This window comes from Streptomyces sp. NTD91 (assembly GCF_059510455.1).
Genome location: NZ_JCAJZW010000001.1, coordinates 334,159 through 352,505 on the forward strand (window position 1 = coordinate 334,159; position 18,347 = coordinate 352,505).

The window sequence follows — 18,347 nt, forward strand, 5'->3', positions numbered from 1 at the left end:
GCTGCCGGCGTCCGCCCGCCCTCTCGGCTCAGCCGCCCGGCGCGTGCCCGGAGAACTCCCACACCGCGAAGTCCGCCACCGGCCGGTAGCCGATCCGCCGGTACAGTCCGTTGCTCGTCGGGTTGGCGAGGTCGGCGAAAAGGACGATCTCCTCGACGCCCGCCGCCCGCGCGGCCCGGCTCACCTCGGCCGTGACCGCGCCCGCGTATCCGCGTCCGCGCAGGCGGGCCGGGGTGTAGACCGGAGCGACGCGCACCTGGCCGGCGGTCTTCGGGGTGACGCCGGCCAGGGAGACCGGGGTGCCGTCCGGGGTCTCCCAGGGGGTGATGCCGCCGGCGGCGATCCGGGCGTCGGCCCACCCGGCCGGGTCCGTGCCGACGCCGTGCCCGGTGTCGGCGTCGAAGGCGACCTTCCAGCGGATCAGCAGCTCACGGTCCCCGGTCCCGGCGATTCGCGCCCGCCCCTCGGGCACCGGCTCCGGTACGGCCGACTCACCGAGCCGGTAGAGCCGTTGGCGCTGCCGGACGACGCGCCGTACCGGTGTGCCGCTGCCAGGCCGCCACGAAGGCCTCCGCGGGCTCCCGCGGGCCGGAGATCCCGGGCACCGGCCGGTCCAGGTCCGCGAGCCGTGCGGCCAGGGCGTCGGCCTCCGGCGCGGTGAGCGCGGTGATGTGGAGGGGAAAAGGCGGTGTGTGGAGGAGGACCGCGCGGACCGTGCCGTCGTCCAGGACGCCGAAGAGCGGGGTCCCGGCGCCGTAGAAGTCCGGCCCGCGGCGCCCGAGCGCGTCCGTCACCGTCAGCGGCACCGTGTGCAGGGCGGGCCGTGAGCGCAGGAAGTCGCCCGCGCGGGGGAGGAACGCGTCGAGGTCGTCGGTGAGATACCAGTTCTCAGGGCGCACAGGGCCATGATGGGGCCCCGGCTCCGGGGCGGCACGCGGTTTTCCGAGCCGGGGGCTCAGCCCGCCGGGCGGAACACAGGCAGGCCCTCCACGAACGTCACGCGCAGGGGCATCCCGGCGCTCAGGGCCTTTGCCGGGCAGTCCACCATCTGAGTCATCATCCGGGGCCCCTCCGCCAGGTCGACCACCGCGGCGACGTACGGGGTGCGGGCGCCGAAGGGAGGCAGGTCGTTGCGGTGCACGGTGGACCAGGTGTAGAGCACGGCCCGGCCGCTCGCCCGCTCCCAGGTGACCTGCTCGCTCCAGCAGTACGGGCAGGACTCGCGGGGGTAGTGGTGGGCCCGGCCGCAGGACGCGCAGCGGCGGATCAGCAGCCGGCCCCGTGCGGCGGCCTCCCAGTAGGGGCGGGTGAAGGCGTCGGGCTCCGGAAGGTCGTAGCGCGCCGCTCCCATCAGAACCAGCCCAGCCAGGCGTCGATCGACCACGTCTGCCAGGCCATCGCGAAGAAGGCGACGAGCGAGATCAGCGCCATCATCGAGTTCTGCCCCTGCTCCGCCCAGTCGTGGATCATCAGGACGAAGTAGAGGGCGTTCAGCAGGAGTCCGCCCAGCAGGGCGACCGGGGTCAGGAAGCCGAGGATCAGCCCGAGGCCGAGGGAGAGTTCGGCGTAGGCGACCATGTACGCCATCGGCTTCGGACGCGGCTTCACCACCGTCGCGAACCCCGTCCGCACCGCCGTCCAGCGGTGCTTCTCCGCGATCTCCGCCGCCCAGGCGATGCCGCTGCCCCGCTCGAACCAGGCCTTCTTGTCCTTGTGCCGCCAGCTCTCCAGCCACCACAGACCGAGCCCGATCCGCAGCACCGCCAGCCACTGGGCGCCGTCAAGCCATAGGGAGTCCATGGATCTGACGGTACGTCAGGCAGGCCCGGAAGCCCACCCGCGCGTGCCCCGTGAACCACTCGGCCCGGGTGGAGCCCGGGGCGATCACCAGGACGAGCAGGCGGGCGGAGCGGGAACAGCTCGCCGTACCGTCACAACCGGGTGTCCTACGGCACCGGTCCCACCCACTCCTCCTACACCCGTGATCAATCCGCAACCAATTCCGGTCTTGACCGAGACCCATCAACCGGGTGCGTGGTTACGCTCCCGAGCATGGCCGACTCCCGTTCCGATTCCGCGCAGCTCTCCGCCACCCCCGCCGACCGCCCGGTCTACGTCATCGGCGCCGGCCCGGGCGGCCTGGCCACCGCCTGTGCACTGCGCGCACGGGGCATACGTGCGGTGGTGCTGGAGAAGGCCGACCACGTGGGCAGCTCCTGGCGCGGCCACTACGACCGGCTCCATCTGCACACCACCCGGCGGCTCTCCGCCCTGCCCGGCCTGAGGATCCCCCGGAGGTTCGGGCGCTGGGTGTCCCGTGACGACGTCGTGCGCTACCTGGAGAAGTACGCCGAGCACCACGAGCTGGAGATCGTCACCGGCGTGGAGGTCTTCCGCGTCGACCCGGCCGGGGACGGCACCGGCTGGCTGCTGCACGCCTCCGGCGGCCGCGAACTGACCGGCAGCGCGGCGGTCGTCGCCACCGGCTACAACCACACCCCCCGCATCCCCGGATGGCCGGGCCTTGCGGAGTACGGCGGCGAGTTCCTGCACGCCGGCACCTACCGCAACGCCGCGCCGTACGCGGGCCGGGACGTCCTGGTCGTCGGCGTCGGCAACACCGGCGCCGAGATCGCCGTGGACCTGGTGGAGGGTGGGGCCGCACGGGTACGGCTCGCCGTCCGCACCGTGCCACACATCGTGCGCCGTTCGACGCTGGGCTGGCCCGCGCAGTACTCGGGCGTGCTGGTACGGCGGCTGCCGGTGCGGTTCGTGGACCGGCTCTCCCGGCTGCAGGCCAGGGCCGCCCTGCCCGACCTGTCCGCCCACGGCCTGCCCCGCCCGGACACCGGGCTGTACAGCAGGGTCAAGGAGGGTGCCATCCCGGTGCAGGACGTCGGACTGATCGACGCCGTCCGCACCGGCAAGGTGGAGATCGTGGCCGCCGTCGACTCCTTCGAGGACGGGAAGGTGGTCCTCGCCGACGGCAGCCGGATCGAGCCGGACGCGGTGATCGCGGCGACCGGGTACACCCGGGCGCTGGAGGGCCTGGTCGGGCATCTCGGGGTGCTGGACGAGCGCGGGAAGCCGGTCGTGCACGGCGGCCGCGCACCCGCCGGGGCGCCCGGGCTCTACTTCACCGGGTACACCAACCCCATCAGCGGAATGCTCCGGGAGCTGGCGCTGGACGCCGGGAGGATCGCGGAGGCGGCGGCCCGACACCTTCGCACCGACCGGTGACCGCGGCCTTCCGTACCCGCCGGCGACTTCCCCGGCCCCACCCCATTCCTGACATTGCGTCAGTTCAGTAATCTGACAGTGCGTCAGTTTACTTGTGCTGTCTCACAGGAGCGGGCGGACCGATGCTTGGATCAACCCACGGCACCCTCACCACCGACTCCCGCCGGGCCCGGGTCCTCGCGTGCGGCGAGCGGCGGCCGGGACCCGTCGTCCACGACCGGGTCGGCGATCTGGACGTCAGCGGGCGGCCGCTGCACACGGACGTACCGGACCTGACCCGCTTCTTCCGCCCCGAGTCGGTCGCCGTCATCGGCGCCTCGGACGCGGAGGGACGCCCGAACACCGGCATCACCCGCCAGCTGCTGGCCTGGGCCGGGCGCAAGGGGGCGCGGGTGTATCCGGTGCATCCGAGCCGCCCCTCGGTCTTCGGCATTCCCTGCGCGGCCTCCGTCGCCGAGCTCTCCGCAGGCCAGGTCGACCTGGCCGTGCTGCTGGTGGCCGACCCGCTGCCGGTGGTCGAGGAACTCGCCGACGCCAAGGTGAGGTTCGCGGTCGCCTTCGCCTCCGGGTTCGCCGAGACGGGCGAGGCGGGCGCGGAGGCGCAGGAGCGGCTCGCGGAGGCGGTCCGGCGCTCGGGGATCCGGCTCCTCGGCCCGAACACCAACCTCAACGCCTTCGAGCAGTTCCGCGAGGACCTGACCGGCCCGGCGATCGCTCTCATCACCCAGTCGGGACACCAGGGCCGCCCGGTGTTCGCCCTCCAGGAACTGGGCGTCCGGCTCTCCCACTGGGCGCCCACCGGCAACGAGGCCGACCTGGAGACCGCCGACTTCCTGTCCTGGTTCGCCGAGCAGCCCGAGGTCGGCGCCATCGCCTGTTACGTGGAGGGCCTGAAGGACGGCCGCGCCTTCCTGCTGGCCGCCGACCGGGCCGCCCGCCGCAAGGTACCGGTGGTCGCGGTGAAGGTGGGCCGCACCGAGACCGGCGCACGGACGGCCGCCTCGCACACCGGCAAGCTCACCGGCGCCGACGACGTGGTGGACGCGGCGATGCGCCAGTTCGGAGTCGTAAGGGTCGACGGCCTCGACGAACTCCAGGACACCGCGGTCCTGCTGGCACGGGCGCGGGCGCCGCTGGCGGACGGGGTCGCGGTGTACTCGATCTCCGGCGGTACCGGCGCGCACGCCGGTGACCTGGCGACCGCCGCCGGGCTGCGCCTGCCGCGCCTGCCGGAGGCCCGGCAGGCCGAACTCCACCAGTGGATACCGCCGTATCTGAGCGTGGCCAACCCGGTGGACAGCGGCGGGCACCCGGTGGGCGACGCACGGGGCCGGAAGATCATCGACGCGATCCTCGCCGACCCCTCGGTCGGGGTCCTGATCTGCCCGATCACCGGCCCCTTCCCGCCGCTGAGCGACCGGCTGGTGGCGGACCTGGTCGCGGCGGCCGAGGCGACGGACAAGCTGGTGTGCGTGGTGTGGGGCTCGCCGGTGGGCACGGAGCCCGCGTACCGCGAGGTCCTGCTCGGCTCCTCCCGCGTGGCGACCTTCCGCACGCTGGGCAACTGTGTCAGGGCCGTCCGCGCCTGGCTGGACCACCACGCCTTCGTGCGCGACTACCGCTCCCCCTTCGACGAGGCCCCCCGCACCCCCTCGCCGTCGTACCGCAAGGCCGAGGCCCTGATGAGCCCCGGCCGGCAACTCAGCGAGCACGCGGCCAAGCAGCTGCTGCGCGCCTACGGCATCCGGGTGCCGCGCGAGCAACTGGTGACCAGCGCGGCGGCGGCCGTACGCGCCGCGGCCCAGGTCGGCTATCCGGTGGTGATGAAGGCCTCGGGCGCCCAGATCGCCCACAAGACCGAACTGGGCCTGGTGAAGATCGGGCTGACGTCGGCCAGCCAGGTCAGGGACGCCTACCGCGAGCTGACCGACATCGCCCGGTACGAGGGTGTCCCGCTGGACGGGATCCTGGTGTGCCAGATGGTCGAGCAGGGCGTGGAGACGGTCGTCGGGATGACGCACGACGACCTGTTCGGCCCGACGGTGACGGTGGGGCTCGGCGGGGTGCTGGTCGAGGTCCTGCGCGACGCCGCCGTGCGGGTGCCCCCGTTCGGCGAGGACCAGGCCCGCGCGATGCTCACCGAACTGCGCGGCCGGGCCCTGCTGGACGGCGTCCGGGGTCGCCCGCCGGCCGACCGGGACGCGCTGGTGGAGGTGGTCCTGCGGGTCCAGCGTATGGCGCTGGAACTGGGCCACCACATCGCCGAACTGGACATCAACCCACTGATGGTGCTCCCCCGTGGGCAGGGCGCGGTGGCACTGGACGCGCTGGCGGTCTGCCGATGAGCGAGCTGGAGACGGAGCGCACCGGCCAGGTCGCGTACCTGGCTCTGAACCGCCCCGAGTCCCTCAACGCCCTCACCCCTGCGCTCCGGGACCGCCTGATCGGCCTGCTCACGCAGGCGTCGGCGGACCCCGAGGTCCGAGCGGTGGTGCTGACCGGCCGGGGCCGGGGCTTCTGCGCGGGCGCGGACCTGCGGGGCGGGGCCGGGGACGGCGAGCGGGTGACCGGCGACGTGGCCCGCGTCCTCCGCCTGGGCGCCCAGCGCCTGATCGCCGCGGTCCTGGACTGCGAGAAGCCGGTGATCGCCGCCGTGAACGGCGCGGCGGCGGGCCTCGGCGCGCACCTCGCGTTCGCCTGCGACCTGGTGCTGGCCGCCGAGTCGGCCCGCTTCCTCGAGGTGTTCGTACGGCGCGGGCTGGTACCGGACGGCGGCGGGACCTACCTGCTCCCCCGCCTGCTGGGCCCGCACCGGGCGAAGGAGCTGATGTTCTTCGGGGACGCCGTGTCGGCGGCGCAGGCGGAACGGCTCGGGCTGGTCAACCGCGTCGTACCGGACGGGGAGCTGGAGAAGACGGCCCGCGCGTGGGCGGCCCGCCTGGCCTGCGGCCCCACCCGCGCCCTGTCCCTGACCAAGCACCTGGTGAACACCTCCCTGGACGCCGGCCGGGCGACCGCCTTCGCGGCGGAGGCCTGGGCCCAGGAGATCAACATGACGTCGCGGGACGCCCGGGAGGGCCTGCGGGCGTTCCAGGAGCGCCGGGAACCCGGGTTCCGGGGCCGGTGAGAGCAGACCCCCGGGACCTTCCCATCTGACGTGCCGTCAGTTTCAATGGATGGCGTGATGGGACACGCAGGGGCGGCGGCGGCCGCCGTCCGGTATCTGGGGCGCGGACCCGTGGAGCCCTTGCACCGGCCGGAGTTGCGGTGCGTGCGGGAGGACGAACGGGCGCCGGTGGAGCCGGGAGAGTTCCGGCGGGTGCTGGGCGGTTTCGCGAGTGGCGTGACCGTGATCACGGCACCGGCCGCCGGCACGGAGGGCGGTCCCGCGGGCTTCGCCTGCCAGTCCTTCGCCTCTCTGTCCCTCGAACCGCCCCTGGTCTGCTTCATGGTGGGCCGTACGTCCACCACCTGGCCCCGTATCGCCCGCGCCGGCGTCTTCTGCGTCAACGTGCTCAGCGCCGACCAGGACGAACTGTGCCGGGCCTTCGCGGTGAGCGGCGCGGACAAGTTCGCGGGGGTGACGTACGACGCGGCGCCCGCCTCCGGCTCGCCCCGGCTGGCCGGCGCCGCCGCCTGGATCGACTGCACCGTCCACGCCGTGCACACCGGCGGCGACCACCTGATCGTCGTGGGCCGGGTGAACGTCCTCGGCGCACCGGAGCGGAGCGAACCGCTGCTCTTCCACCGGGGGCGGTTCGCCCGGATCGGCCGCTAGTGCCCCAACGGGCAACGTTCGCCCCGTCGCGACGCGCAGACGTTGTCTCCCGGGACAGCACAGCTGGGGCCTGTCCGATAATGCGCGTCGTTGCCCGAAGGGCGGCCGCGCGGCGCCAGGTGCGTGCTCCCGGCGCGCCGGCCACGGGCCCTCGTACTGGAGGTACTCGGGTCCGGGGCCGGTGCGGCGCGCGGAGGCGCCTCCCACGCCCTTGAGGCAGTGGGGGAGCGTGCAGGGCGTCGCGCGGCGGACGGGAATCGTCAGGCAGGCCCGAGGGAGTCGTTCAGGCGGCCGCCGGGACGAGCCCGGCCGGGCGGCGGCGGATCACCAGGGCCATCAGGGCCGCCGCCGCGCACAGGGTGCCGGAGGCGTACCAGACCAGGTCGTAGGAGCCGAAGACGTCACGGGCGAGGCCGCCGAGGTAGGCGACGAGGGCCGCGCCGACCTGGTGGGAGGCGAGGACCCAGCCGAAGACGATGGCGCTGTCCTCGCCGTAGTTCTCGCGGCACAGGGTGAGGGTCGGCGGGACGGTGGCAACCCAGTCGAGGCCGTAGAAGACGATGAAGAAGAGCATCGGGGGGTGGACCGCCGGGCCCAGCAGCATCGGGAGGAAGACGAGGGAGATGCCGCGCAGGGCGTAGTAGACGGCCAGCAGGCGGCGGGGTTCGAAGCGGTCGGTGAACCAGCCGGAGGCGATCGTGCCGGCCACGTCGAACACGCCGATGACGGCGAGCAGCGAGGCCGCCGTCGTGACCGGCATGCCGTGGTCGTGCTCGGCGGGCACGAAGTGCGTCTGGATCAGGCCGTTGGTGGAGGCGCCGCAGATCGCGAAGGTGCCGGCGAGCAGCCAGAAGGTGCCCGTGCGGGCCGAGGCGGCGAGGACGTTCAGCGTGCGGCGGGCGGCGCCGGTGACCGGCGCCGGCTTGGGCACGAACTCCCGGGCACCATAAGGCCTCAGGCCGATGTCGGCGGGGTGGTCGCGCAGCAGGATCCAGACGAAGGGGACCACGGCCAGGGCGGCCAGGGCGACGGTCACGGCGGCCGGGCGCCAGCCGTGGTGCTCGGTCAGCCAGGACAGCACCGGCAGGAAGATCAGCTGGCCGGAGGCGGACGCGGCGGTCAGGATGCCGCTGACCAGGCCGCGCCGCTCGGTGAACCAGCGGTGGGTGACCGTCGCGGCGAACGCGAGGGCCATCGAGCCGGAGCCGAGGCCGACCAGCAGGCCCCAGCACAGCCACAGCTGCCAGGCCGCCGTCATCCACACCGTCAGGCCCGAACCGGCCGCGATCACGGTGAGCGCGACGGCGACCACCCGGCGGATGCCGAAGCGGTCCATCAGGGCGGCGGCGAAGGGCGCGGTGAGGCCGTAGAGCGCCAGGTTGACGGAGACGGCCGCGCCGATCGTGCCGCGTGACCAGCCGAACTCCTGGTGCAGCGGGTCGATGAGCAGGCCGGGCAGGGAGCGGAAGGCGGCCGCACCGATGATGGTGACGAAGGTGACGGCGGCGACGAACCAGGCGCGGTGCACGCGGCGGCGCCGGGCGGGCGGGGCGGCCTGGACGAGGGCTGCGGCTGGGCTTGTCTGAGTCACGTCGCACAGCGTCCCCTTTTCATGAGCGCACATCGAGTGGCCCGAAGGTCAGCCTTCGCTAGGATCGGGCCATGGCCGCTGTCACCGACGGTTTCCGTCCGCACCGGGTCGTCGTCCTCGCGCTCGACGGCCTGCTCCCCTTCGAGCTGGGTATCCCGCACCGCATCTTCGGCCGCCCCAGGGACGAGCGGGGCCGCCACCTGTACGAGGTCGTGACCTGCTCGGTGCGGCCGCCCGGCCCGGTCGAGACCGACGCCGACTTCGCCGTGCACGTCCCCAACGGACCGGAGGCCCTGGCCGACGCCGACACGGTGATCGTCCCGGCGTCGTACGAACTCGGCCCGGTCTTCGAGGAGGGCCGGCTCACCGGTGAACTGGCCGCCGCCCTCGCCCGCATCCGCCCGGGCACCCGGCTCGCGTCCATCTGCACGGGCGTCTACGTCCTCGCCGCCGCCGGACACCTCGACGGCCGCCCGGCCGCCACGCACTGGGCCGACGCCGAACGCTTCCAGCAGCTTTTCCCGCAGGTCAAGGTGGACGCGGACGTGCTGTTCATCGACGACGGGGACGTACTCACCTCGGCCGGCGTGGCCGCCGGGATCGACCTGTGCCTGCACATGGTCCGTCGCGACTTCGGTACGGCGGTCGCCAACGACGTCGCCCGGCGCACGGTCGTACCGCCGCACCGCGACGGCGGCCAGGCCCAGTACATCGAACGGCCGGTGCCCGACCCGCAGTTGTCGACCACGACCGCCGCCCGCGCCTGGGCGCTTGGCCGGTTGCACGAGCCGATCCAGCTGCGGGACATGGCCGAGCAGGAGGCCATGTCGGTGCGCACCTTCACCCGCCGCTTCCGCGAGGAGGTCGGGATCAGCCCCGGCCAGTGGCTCACCCAGCAGCGCGTCCAACGCGCCCGCCATCTGCTGGAGACCACCGACCTGTCCATCGACCAGGTGGCCCATCAGGCGGGCTTCGGCACGGCCCAGTCGATGCGCCAGCACCTCCAGCAGGCGCTCGGAGTGACACCGACCGCCTATCGCCGCACGTTCCGGGCGGCCGTCAGAACGTGAGCACCGCCCGCGCCACCCGGCCCGCCTCCGCGTCCGCCCGTGCCTTGTCGAAGTCCTCCACCGGATGGACGGCCGTCACCAACTCGTCTAGCAGGAGGCGGCCTTGACGGTACAGGTCCGCGTACAGGGCGATGTCCCGCTGGGGGCGTGAGGAGCCGTAGCGGCAGCCGAGGACGGACTTGTCCAGGTAGAGCGAGGAGACGCGGAAGGACGCCTCGGCCGTGGCCGGCGGGACCCCGAGGAGGACCGCCTGGCCGTGCCGGTCGAGGAGGTCGATCGCCTGCCTGATCAGCTCCACCCGGCCGACGCACTCGAAGACATGGTCGGCGCCGCCGGGCAGGAGGTCCCGCACGCCTTCCGTCGACGCCAGGAAGTCGGTGGCGCCGAACCGCCGGGCCACGTCCTCCTTGGCCGGGTCGGCGTCGACGGCGACGATCCTGAGCGCCCCCGCGAGCCGCGCGCCCTGCAGCACGTTCAGCCCGATCCCTCCGGCGCCGATGACGACGACGCTGTCCCCCTGCTCCACCCGGGCCCGGTTCAGCACGGCCCCCACGCCCGTGAGCACCCCGCAGCCGATCAGCGCGGCCGACTCCAGCGGGATGTCCTTCGGGATCGGAACCGCCTGCACGGCCTTGACGACCGTGCGTTCCGCGAACGCCGAGTTGGAGGCGAACTGGTGGAGGAGCGTGGTTCCCCGTGCGAACGGCTTTCCCGGGCGCCCGATCGCCTGCCGGCACATCGTCGGCCGTCCCCGGTCGCACTGCGCGCAGGTGCCGCAGGCGGCGAGCGTGGACAGCGCCACATGGTCGCCGGGCGCGACATGGGTGACGCCGGCGCCGACCGCCTCGACCACTCCCGCACCCTCATGGCCCAGCACCACCGGAACCGGGAAAGGTATGGTGCCGTCCACCACGGACAGATCGCTGTGACACAGTCCGGCCGCGGCGATCGCCACCAGCACCTCCCCGGCGCCCGGCTCGCGCACCGCGAGGTCGTCGACCACCCGCACCTGTGTGCCGTCGAACACCACACCACGCATCACACGGCCCCCTTGGGCTCTCTGGGCAGACCGAGCACGCGCTCGGCGATGATCGTGCGCTGGACCTGGTCGGTGCCGCCGTAGAGGGTGTCGGCCCGGGAGAAGAGGAACAGATGCTGGTCCGCGTCGAGTTCGTACGGCGCCGACGGCGACCAGTTAGCCGGGCCGGCACCGGCCGCAGCGCCCCGGACCTGCACCGCCAGCTCGCCGAGCCGCTGGTGCCAGCCGGCCCAGAGCAGCTTGGCCACGCTGGGCGCGCCGGGGTCCACCGAGCCGCCGAGGGTGCGCAGGGCGTGCCGGCGCATGGTCCGCAGCTCGGCCCACTGCCGTACGATCCGCGCCCGTACGACCGGATCGTCCGCCGCTCCCGTCTCCACGGCCGTCCGCACGACTCGCCGCAACTCCTCTGCGAAGCCCACCTGTTGGGCAAGAGTGGACACCCCGCGCTCGAACCCGAGCAGACTCATCGCCACCGCCCACCCCCGCCCCTCCCCGCCCACGACGTGCTCGACCTTCGTGTACGCGCCGTCGAAGAAGACCTCGTTGAAGTCGCTGGTGCCGGTCAGCTGGCGGATGGGGCGGACCTCGACGCGGCCGGGCTGGTCCATGGGGACGAGCAGGAAGCTCAGGCCGTGGTGGCGCCCGGACTCCGGGTCGGTGCGGGCCAGCACGAAACACCAGTCGGCCTCGTGGGCGAGAGAGGTCCAGATCTTCTGCCCGCTGATCCGGTAGCGGTCCCCTTCCCGCACCGCCGCCGTCCGCACCCCGGCCAGGTCCGACCCGGCGCCGGGCTCGCTGTACCCCTGGCACCACAGCTCCTCACCGGCGGCGACCGGCGGCAGGAAGCGAGCCTTCTGCGCCTCGCTGCCGTGCGCGACGAGGGTGGGCGCGAGCAGGTTCTCCCCGATGTGCCCCGAGCGCGGCGGCGCGGGCGACCGGGCGTACTCCTCGGCCCAGACGACCTGCTGGGTGAGCGTGGCCGTACGGTTGCCGTATCCCGACTCCGCCCAACCGAGCCCTATCCAGCCGGCCGAGCCGAGGGTGCGCTCCCAGGTACGGCGGTCTGTCGAGGGCCTCGCATGGGCGCCGAGCCAGTCCCGGACCTCGACCCGGAAGTCCTCGTCCTGCCGGCTGAACCCGAAATCCATGGAACACCGCCTTGGATCGACGCGCCCCGCGCTACCGGGCGTTCGGCCGAGAACCACTTCGCGCAGCCTCTTCCATCGCCGTGAGCCGGGACAGCATCGGCATCGGGTCCACCCCCACGGACCCCGGCAGGACCTGCGCGATCCGCTCCGGCGTCCAGGTTCCCTCCGCGTACACCGCGCGCAGTTCCCGCGGCTGTGCCCACACCGCGATCTTCGACCCGGCGGCGGTGTACACCTGCCCGGTGACGCCCTGCGCGGCAGCGCCGTCGGACAGCAGGTACACCACCAGCGCGGCCACGTCCTCCGGCTCACCGATCTCGCTCAGCTCCATGGGAACGTTCGCCGACATCCGCGTACGGGCCACCGGCGCCACCGCGTTCGCGGTCACCCCGTACTTGTGCAGGCCGAGCGCCGCGCTGCGGACGAGCGAGACGATGCCGCCCTTCGCGGCGCTGTAGTTGGCCTGGGACGCGGACCCCTGGTGGTTGCCGCTGGTGAAGCCGATCAGCGTGCCGGAGCGCTGCCGCCGCATCACCGCGGACGCGGCCCGGAAGACGGTGAACGTGCCCTTGAGGTGGGTGGCGAGGACGGGGTCCCACTCCTCCTCGGTCATGTTGAAGAGCATGCGTTCGCGCAGGATCCCGGCCACGCACACGACCCCGTCGAGCCGGCCGTACGACGCCAGTGCCACGTCGACCACCCGCTGTCCGCCCGCCATCGTGGAGATGTCGTCGGCGACCGCGACCGCCTCCCCGCCCGCGGCCTCGATCTCCTTGACGACGGCCTCGGCGACCTCGCTCGTGGGGCAGGCGCCGTCGACGGCGACGCCACAGTCGTTGACGACGACCTTCGCCCCCTCGGCGGCCGCCGCCCGCGCGACCGCCCGGCCGATGCCCCGCCCGGCACCCGTCACGGCGACGACCTTTCCTGCCAAGAAGTTCCCCACGCCCGGCCCCTTCCCGCCGTTTCTGACGATCCGTTAGATTCTATGGCGCGCCGGTCGCGCGGACACAAGCCCCGGGGAGGCACCGGATGGCACTGCCCAAGGAGTTCCACGAGATCGCGAAGCGCGTGAACAACTGGGGGCGCTGGGGAGCGGACGACGAGATCGGCACGCTGAACCTGATCACCGACGACGTCGTACGGGAGGCCGCCGCATGCGTCCGCACCGGGCGCCGCGTCCCGCTCGCCCTGCCCCTGAGCCAGGACGGGGTGCAGACGGGGGTGATCCCGGGGCGCGTCAATCCGCTGCACGCGATGGTGCAGATCAACCAGGAGCTGTTCGGGCCGGGCACGGTGGCGTGCAGCGACGACGTGGTGACCATGGGCCTCCAGGCCGGCACCCACTGGGACGCGCTCAGCCATGTCTCGCACTCGGGGAGGCTCTACAACGGCCGTCCTGCGCTCACGGTCACCGCGCACGGCGGCGCCGGGTTCGGCGGGATCGACAAGGCGCGGCACATCGTCTCGCGCGGAGTGCTGCTGGACGTGGCACGCGCGCGCGGTGTGGACCGGCTGGCGGGGGGTCACGCCGTGACCCCGGAGGACCTCGAGGCGGCCGAGGAGTTCGCCGGCACGCGCGTGCGGGCCGGCGACATCGTGCTGGTCCGCACCGGGCAGGTGCGGACGTACCTGGCCGGGGACCGGCACGGGTACGGCCATCCGTCGCCGGGGCTGTCGATCCGCACCCCGGAGTGGTTCCACGCGCGCGATGTGGCCGCGGTCGCCAACGACACGCTCACTTTTGAGATATTCCCGCCCGAGTCGGAGAATCTCTGGCTGCCCGTGCACGCCCTGGACCTCGTGGAGATGGGGATGCTCCAGGGCCAGAACTGGAATCTCGAAGAGTTGTCCACAGCCTGTGGAGAAGAAGGGCGGTACACGTTCTGGCTGTCGGCGATGCCCGAGCCGTTCGCCGGCGCGACAGGGACACCCGTGGCGCCCGTGGCCGTCCTGTGAACCCGGAGACGAAAGCCGTACCGAACGGTGGGCGGCGCGCCTCCCCCCACCGTCGTGCACGCGCCGCCCACCGGGTGCGACCCACACTCGGCGAGAGCCGCCGTCGCCCGGGCCCTCGCCGTCCCCTCGCGGCGAATCGTCGCCCACCAGCGTGTTCAGCCAGTCACGGGTCGTCAACGCCGGTACGGAGATTTGTTACGTACGCCCTGTTCGCGGTGCCCGCGCACGGATGCACCTCCGGCGCACCACGGCGCCGGGTGCTACACCGCCTCGAAGGCGAAGCCCTCGAACGCGGACAGCCCGCTCCCGTACGCCACCGCTGCGCTCTCGCCGGGCCGTGCGCAGCGGTCCAGTTCGCACCAGATGCTCTTGCCGGCGCCTTCCGGGCTCCAGCCCCAGCGATCGGCCAGGCAGTCCACGAGGGCCAGTCCCCGGCCGCCGGTCGCGTCACTGCCGGCGCACCGCGGCACGGGGGCGCGGGAGCTGCCGTCGGCCACCTCCACGCGCACGGTGCCCGCCGCGGGCGCCGCCGGCACCACGGCCGCACCGCCCGTCGCGCCCGGCAGGGAGAGCCGGAGGACGGCCGCACGTCCGGTGTGGACGACGGCGTTGGTGACCAGTTCGGAGACGAGCAGGATCAGGGTCTCGGCGAGCGGCTCGTCGGCCGCTATGCCCAGTCCGGGGAGCCGCGAGCGGGCCCACTTCCTCGCCCGTCCCACCTCCGTGGGGTCGGGCCGGATCTCCAGCTGCACTTGAAGCACCTGCACCGCTCACACCATCCGAACCGGCGGACACATGACCCCACGCCACCTCGTCGCCGCGGCGCTCCGGGCCGCGACGGCGATCACGAGGGCCACGATCGTAGCCATTTTCTGCATGGCCAGGACAACGGCCAGAGCAGGGGTCACGGAACGTGATTCCCCTGGGAGACAGCATGGTTGACGTACAGTCACCGCAACAAGCGCTTCGGGCATATTCCAGCGCGAAGGAGTACGCGTGCGGCATACTGTGCGACGCTCGTGCCGGGGAGTCGAACAGACGGCGGGTAAGGCCGCCACCGCCCCGCGAGCAGCGACGCGCACCGCACGACCCGGCACTGCCCCAGGGGCACCGCCGGCCCGGCCCGTGCTCGCAGCCACTCGCATCCCACACAAGGTACCGGAGCGGACGGCCGACTCCGGGATGTGACGAGCCCGGCGAAGGACACAACCCGGTATCGACGCTCCGTGAAACCGGCATGCCACGATCCGCGACATCTTGGGCCAACGCCTTTCCAGCGGTGCGCCGCGGGCGGTGGCCGTCCCGTCACGCCACCAGCCGGGCGGCGAGCAGTTCCTCGCTGTCCGCGCCACCGCCGCCGCGCCGGGCCCGCACCCAGGCCCGCTTCAGGTGCAGATGCACCTCGGCCTCCCACGTGAACCCCATGCCGCCGTGCACCTGCAGGCAGTCACGGGCGCCGTGCACGGCGGCCTCGTCGGCGAGCAGCCGGGCGGCGGCGGCGTCCGCCTCGTCGCCGGTCACGGATGCCGCGTAGACGGCCACCCGCGCGGTCTCGGTGCGCACCAGCAGGTCCGCGCACAGATGCTGCACGGCCTGGAAGGTGCCGATCGGCCGCCCGAACTGCTCACGTGTCCGGACGTGTTGCACGGCCAGCTCGCGCAGGCGTACGGCCGTGCCCAGTTGCTCGGCGGCGGTCAGGAGCACGGCCTCCGCTCCCGCGCGCGTACGGCGGCCCGCGGTCGCGGCGGGCACCCGGTGCAGCGGGGTCAGCGGGTCCAGCGAGCGCAGGGGCACGGCGTCCGCGGCATCCCCGAGGACCACGTCCGCCGCGTCCAGCCACTCGACCAGGCCGCCGTCCACGGCCGTCACCACCGTCTCCCCGGTCGCCGCGCCCGGCACGGTCCCGGCCGCGAGGTGGGTGGCGACGAGCGGGCCCGGCAGCAGCGCACGCCCCGCCTCCTCGAAGGCGAGCACCGCCTCGGGCAGGCCGAGTCCGGCCCCGCCGTCCGGCTCCGGAAGCCGCAGGGCGAAGAAGCCCGCGTCCCCGAGCGCCCGCCACAGCTCCCGGTCGAGCCGCCCCGGCGCGTCGACGGTGGCCCGCACCTGCTCCCGCCCGAACCACCGGTCCAGCACCTGGCGTACCCCGGCCCGCAACGCGCGCTGATCGCCGGTCAGTTGGAACCGCATGCTCACCTCCCCTTCGGCAGCCCCAGGATCCGCTCGGCCACGATGTTGCGCTGGATCTGCGAGGTGCCGGCAGCGATGGTGTACGACAGCGACGACAGCCGGTCGAGGACCCACGGCTGGTCCAGGTCGAGGGCGTCGGGGCCGAGGACATCGGCGGCGGCGGCGTACAGGTCCTGGCGGGCGTGCGAGTAGCGGAGCTTGAAGACCGAGCCGCCCACGCCCGGCACTCCCCCGTTCCCCTCCGCCTCGCCGACGTTCCACTGGGTCAGCCGCCACAGGGCCCGGAACTCCGCCTCCAGGCGACCGAGCCTGCGTCGCAGCACCGGATCGTCCCAGCGGCCGTTCTCCCGTGCGGTGCGGGCCACTTCGCCCAGCGCACGGCGGCAGGCCACGACCTCGCCGGCGAAGGCCGTGCCGCGCTCGAAGGACAGGGTCACCATGGTCACGCGCCAACCGTCGTGCTCCGCCCCGACGCGGTTCTCGGCGGGCACCCGCACCTCGTCGAGGAACACCTCGGCGAACTCCGCCGATCCGGCGAGCGTGCGCAGCGGCCGGACCGTGACGCCGTCGGCGTCCATGGGCAGGGCGAGCCACGTGATGCCCCGGTGCTTCGGCGCGTGCGGGTCGGTACGGACCAGCAGTTCGCACCAGTCGGCGACCTCCGCGTGCGAGGTCCAGATCTTGGACCCGGTGACCACGTAGTCGTCCGAGTCGCGCCACGCGCGCGTGCGCAGCGCCGCGAGGTCGGAGCCGGCGCCCGGTTCGCTGAAGCCCTGGCACCACACCTCCTCGCCGCGCAGGATCGGCGGCAGCCAGCGCGCCCGCTGCTCGGGCGTGCCCTCGGCGGCGATCGTCGGACCGGCGTGCAGCAGCCCGACGAAGTTCGCACCCACGTAGGGGGCGCCCGCCCGCTCCGTCTCCTCCAGGAAGATCAGGCGGATGGTCGGCGAGGCGTCCCAGTGGACGTGCGCGTACCCGGCGTCGTACAGCGTCTGCTGCCAGCCGAGGTCGTAGGCCCGGCGCGCGGGCCAGTCGCCGGGGGGCGGCTTCGGCGGCAGGGTGGGCAGCGCCCTGGCGAGCCACTCCCGCAGCCGGATCCGGAACTCCGCCTCCTCGGGCGTGTCCGTCAGGTCCATCACGCGTCGAGGTCCAGGCCGAGCATGCGGATGGCGTTGCCCCGCATCAGCTTGTGGACCGTCTCGTCGTCCAGGCCCTTGACATGGTCGAGGGCGACCTCCTTGGTGTGCGGGAAGGTCGAGTCGACGTGCGGGTAGTCGGTCTCGAAGGTGGCGTTGTCCCTGCCCACCACGTCCAGCGAGGCGACGCCGTGCTTGTCGCGGAAGAAGCAGCAGAAGATCTGCCGGTAGTAGTACGTCGACGGCGGTTCGGGGACCAGGTCACGGACCCCGCCCCAGGCGCGGTGCTCCTCCCACACGTCGTCGGCGCGTTCCAGGGCGTACGGGATCCAGCCCATCTGCCCTTCGGAGTAGGCGAGCCTGAGCCGCGGGAACTTCACCAGGACCCCGCTGAAGAGGTAGTCCATCATCGAGGCCATCGCGTTGTTGAAGCTCAGCGAGGCCTGGACGGCGGGCGGCGCGTCCGGGGAGGCGGCCGGCATCTGGGAGCTGCTGCCGATGTGCATGTTGACGACGGTGCCGGTCTCCTGGCAGACCGCGAAGAACGGGTCCCAGTGGCCGGAGTGGATCGAGGGCAGCCCGAGATGGGTGGGGATCTCGGAGAAGGTGACCGCCCGGACCCCGCGCGCCGCGTTCCGCCGGATCTCGGCGACGGCCAGCTCGACGTCCCACAGGGGGATCAGGCAGAGCGGGATCAGCCGGCCCCCGCTGTCCCCGCACCACTCCTCCACCATCCAGTCGTTGTAGGCGCGCACGCAGGCGAGGGCGACCTCCTTGTCGTGCGCCTCGGCGAAGGTCTGCCCGCAGAAGCGGGGGAACGTCGGGAAGCAGAGACTGGCCTCGACGTGGTTGAGGTCCATGTCCTTCAGTCGCTCGGCGGGATCCCAGCACCCCGGGCGCATCTGCTCCCGGGTGATCCCCTCCAGCGTCATCTCGTCCCGGGCGAAGCCGGCGGCGGCGATGTTGCGCTTGTACGGGAACTTCAGGTCCTCGTACACCCACCAGTCGGTCGGCGGGCCCGCCGGGTCCATGGTGATCCGGTACGTGCCGCCGACGTAGGCGAGTTCCCCGATGCCGGCGGTCAGCGGCTTGGGCCCGCGGTCCCGGTACCGGGCCGGGAGCCAGGTCTCGAAGAGGTGGGCGGGCTCGATCACATGGTCGTCGACGCTGATGATGCGGGGCAGTTCGGTCATGGTTCC

Annotated in this window: 16 protein-coding genes and 1 pseudogene; 6 read left to right on the plus strand and 11 right to left on the minus strand. The window is 73.1% G+C overall.

Annotated elements, in window-relative coordinates; all coding sequences use genetic code 11:
• Positions 1-28: 28 nt before the first annotated feature.
• The 3 genes and pseudogenes from AC5WRT_RS01530 to AC5WRT_RS01540 form a co-directional block, all read right to left on the minus strand.
• Positions 29-899: pseudogene (locus AC5WRT_RS01530) on the minus strand (GNAT family N-acetyltransferase).
• Positions 900-955: 56 nt separating this feature from the next.
• Entirely contained in the window at positions 956-1,351 is a 396-nt protein-coding gene (locus AC5WRT_RS01535; protein ID WP_496091804.1) for a Zn-ribbon domain-containing OB-fold protein, read from the minus strand.
• On the minus strand, positions 1,351-1,800 hold the full coding sequence (locus AC5WRT_RS01540) for a DoxX family membrane protein (protein WP_496091805.1): 450 nt from the start codon (positions 1,798-1,800) through the stop codon (positions 1,351-1,353). The genes AC5WRT_RS01535 and AC5WRT_RS01540 overlap by 1 nt, the downstream gene beginning before the upstream one ends.
• Positions 1,801-2,052: 252 nt before the next feature.
• Here AC5WRT_RS01540 and AC5WRT_RS01545 point away from each other — a divergent pair, with 252 nt between their 5' ends.
• From AC5WRT_RS01545 to AC5WRT_RS01560, 4 genes are all read left to right on the plus strand, one after another.
• The gene (locus tag AC5WRT_RS01545; RefSeq protein ID WP_496099851.1) at positions 2,053-3,240 is read left to right on the plus strand and encodes a flavin-containing monooxygenase; all 1,188 of its coding nucleotides are present in this window, start codon (positions 2,053-2,055) and stop codon (positions 3,238-3,240) included.
• A gap of 122 nt (positions 3,241-3,362) precedes the next feature.
• On the plus strand, positions 3,363-5,585 hold the full coding sequence (locus tag AC5WRT_RS01550; RefSeq protein WP_496091807.1) for an acetate--CoA ligase family protein: 2,223 nt from the start codon (positions 3,363-3,365) through the stop codon (positions 5,583-5,585).
• Complete coding sequence (locus AC5WRT_RS01555; protein WP_496091808.1) at positions 5,582-6,367, plus strand: enoyl-CoA hydratase/isomerase family protein; 786 nt, start codon at positions 5,582-5,584, stop codon at positions 6,365-6,367. The genes AC5WRT_RS01550 and AC5WRT_RS01555 overlap by 4 nt, the downstream gene beginning before the upstream one ends.
• A gap of 57 nt (positions 6,368-6,424) precedes the next feature.
• Positions 6,425-7,018 carry a flavin reductase family protein gene (locus tag AC5WRT_RS01560; protein ID WP_496091809.1) on the plus strand — a complete coding sequence of 198 codons (594 nt, stop codon included), beginning with the start codon at positions 6,425-6,427 and terminating at the stop codon, positions 7,016-7,018.
• A gap of 283 nt (positions 7,019-7,301) precedes the next feature.
• Here AC5WRT_RS01560 and AC5WRT_RS01565 read toward each other — a convergent pair whose 3' ends face one another.
• Positions 7,302-8,609 carry an MFS transporter gene (locus AC5WRT_RS01565; RefSeq protein ID WP_496091810.1) on the minus strand — a complete coding sequence of 436 codons (1,308 nt, stop codon included), beginning with the start codon at positions 8,607-8,609 and terminating at the stop codon, positions 7,302-7,304.
• Positions 8,610-8,680: 71 nt separating this feature from the next.
• Between AC5WRT_RS01565 and AC5WRT_RS01570 the strand changes: the two genes are divergently transcribed.
• Positions 8,681-9,679 carry a GlxA family transcriptional regulator gene (locus AC5WRT_RS01570; protein ID WP_496091811.1) on the plus strand — a complete coding sequence of 333 codons (999 nt, stop codon included), beginning with the start codon at positions 8,681-8,683 and terminating at the stop codon, positions 9,677-9,679.
• Here the strand turns inward: AC5WRT_RS01570 and AC5WRT_RS01575 are convergent.
• The 3 genes from AC5WRT_RS01575 to AC5WRT_RS01585 are packed head-to-tail and all read right to left on the minus strand — an operon-like array spanning position 9,669 to position 12,812.
• Positions 9,669-10,718 carry a Zn-dependent alcohol dehydrogenase gene (locus AC5WRT_RS01575; RefSeq protein WP_496099852.1) on the minus strand — a complete coding sequence of 350 codons (1,050 nt, stop codon included), beginning with the start codon at positions 10,716-10,718 and terminating at the stop codon, positions 9,669-9,671. The genes AC5WRT_RS01570 and AC5WRT_RS01575 overlap by 11 nt on opposite strands.
• A complete protein-coding gene (locus AC5WRT_RS01580; RefSeq protein WP_496091813.1) occupies positions 10,718-11,866 on the minus strand; it encodes an acyl-CoA dehydrogenase family protein in 1,149 nt (382 codons plus the stop codon). Before AC5WRT_RS01580 ends, AC5WRT_RS01575 begins: the two co-directional genes overlap by 1 nt.
• A gap of 31 nt (positions 11,867-11,897) precedes the next feature.
• Complete coding sequence (locus tag AC5WRT_RS01585) at positions 11,898-12,812, minus strand: SDR family NAD(P)-dependent oxidoreductase (protein ID WP_496091814.1); 915 nt, start codon at positions 12,810-12,812, stop codon at positions 11,898-11,900.
• 86 nt (positions 12,813-12,898) lie between these two features.
• Between AC5WRT_RS01585 and AC5WRT_RS01590 the strand changes: the two genes are divergently transcribed.
• Positions 12,899-13,825 (plus strand): cyclase family protein, encoded by a 927-nt coding sequence (locus AC5WRT_RS01590; protein ID WP_496091815.1) that lies wholly within the window; start codon positions 12,899-12,901, stop codon positions 13,823-13,825.
• 260 nt (positions 13,826-14,085) lie between these two features.
• On the opposite strand, the gene AC5WRT_RS01595 is transcribed toward AC5WRT_RS01590, so the two are convergent.
• The 4 genes from AC5WRT_RS01595 to AC5WRT_RS01610 all read right to left on the minus strand — a co-directional run bounded on the left by AC5WRT_RS01595 (position 14,086) and on the right by AC5WRT_RS01610 (position 18,341).
• Positions 14,086-14,592 carry an ATP-binding protein gene (locus AC5WRT_RS01595; protein ID WP_496091816.1) on the minus strand — a complete coding sequence of 169 codons (507 nt, stop codon included), beginning with the start codon at positions 14,590-14,592 and terminating at the stop codon, positions 14,086-14,088.
• 538 nt (positions 14,593-15,130) lie between these two features.
• Entirely contained in the window at positions 15,131-16,012 is an 882-nt protein-coding gene (locus tag AC5WRT_RS01600) for an acyl-CoA dehydrogenase family protein (protein ID WP_496091817.1), read from the minus strand.
• 2 nt (positions 16,013-16,014) lie between these two features.
• Entirely contained in the window at positions 16,015-17,148 is a 1,134-nt protein-coding gene (locus tag AC5WRT_RS01605) for an acyl-CoA dehydrogenase family protein (protein ID WP_496092004.1), read from the minus strand.
• Positions 17,148-18,341 carry an amidohydrolase family protein gene (locus tag AC5WRT_RS01610; RefSeq protein ID WP_496091818.1) on the minus strand — a complete coding sequence of 398 codons (1,194 nt, stop codon included), beginning with the start codon at positions 18,339-18,341 and terminating at the stop codon, positions 17,148-17,150. The genes AC5WRT_RS01605 and AC5WRT_RS01610 overlap by 1 nt, the downstream gene beginning before the upstream one ends.
• Between the last annotated feature and the right edge of the window lie 6 nt (positions 18,342-18,347).

Bases quoted from the DNA above. Each gene is read 5' to 3' on its own strand.
- AC5WRT_RS01535 (WP_496091804.1), bottom strand. From the start codon at position 1,351: ATGGGAGCGGCGCGCTACGACCTTCCGGAGCCCGACGCCTTCACCCGC.
- AC5WRT_RS01540 (WP_496091805.1), bottom strand. From the start codon at position 1,800: ATGGACTCCCTATGGCTTGACGGCGCCCAGTGGCTGGCGGTGCTGCGG.
- AC5WRT_RS01545 (WP_496099851.1), top strand. From the start codon at position 2,053: ATGGCCGACTCCCGTTCCGATTCCGCGCAGCTCTCCGCCACCCCCGCC.
- AC5WRT_RS01550 (WP_496091807.1), top strand. From the start codon at position 3,363: ATGCTTGGATCAACCCACGGCACCCTCACCACCGACTCCCGCCGGGCC.
- AC5WRT_RS01555 (WP_496091808.1), top strand. From the start codon at position 5,582: ATGAGCGAGCTGGAGACGGAGCGCACCGGCCAGGTCGCGTACCTGGCT.
- AC5WRT_RS01560 (WP_496091809.1), top strand. From the start codon at position 6,425: ATGGGACACGCAGGGGCGGCGGCGGCCGCCGTCCGGTATCTGGGGCGC.
- AC5WRT_RS01570 (WP_496091811.1), top strand. From the start codon at position 8,681: ATGGCCGCTGTCACCGACGGTTTCCGTCCGCACCGGGTCGTCGTCCTC.
- AC5WRT_RS01575 (WP_496099852.1), bottom strand. From the start codon at position 10,718: ATGCGTGGTGTGGTGTTCGACGGCACACAGGTGCGGGTGGTCGACGAC.
- AC5WRT_RS01580 (WP_496091813.1), bottom strand. From the start codon at position 11,866: ATGGATTTCGGGTTCAGCCGGCAGGACGAGGACTTCCGGGTCGAGGTC.
- AC5WRT_RS01590 (WP_496091815.1), top strand. From the start codon at position 12,899: ATGGCACTGCCCAAGGAGTTCCACGAGATCGCGAAGCGCGTGAACAAC.
- AC5WRT_RS01600 (WP_496091817.1), bottom strand. From the start codon at position 16,012: ATGCGGTTCCAACTGACCGGCGATCAGCGCGCGTTGCGGGCCGGGGTA.
- AC5WRT_RS01605 (WP_496092004.1), bottom strand. From the start codon at position 17,148: ATGGACCTGACGGACACGCCCGAGGAGGCGGAGTTCCGGATCCGGCTG.
- AC5WRT_RS01610 (WP_496091818.1), bottom strand. From the start codon at position 18,341: ATGACCGAACTGCCCCGCATCATCAGCGTCGACGACCATGTGATCGAG.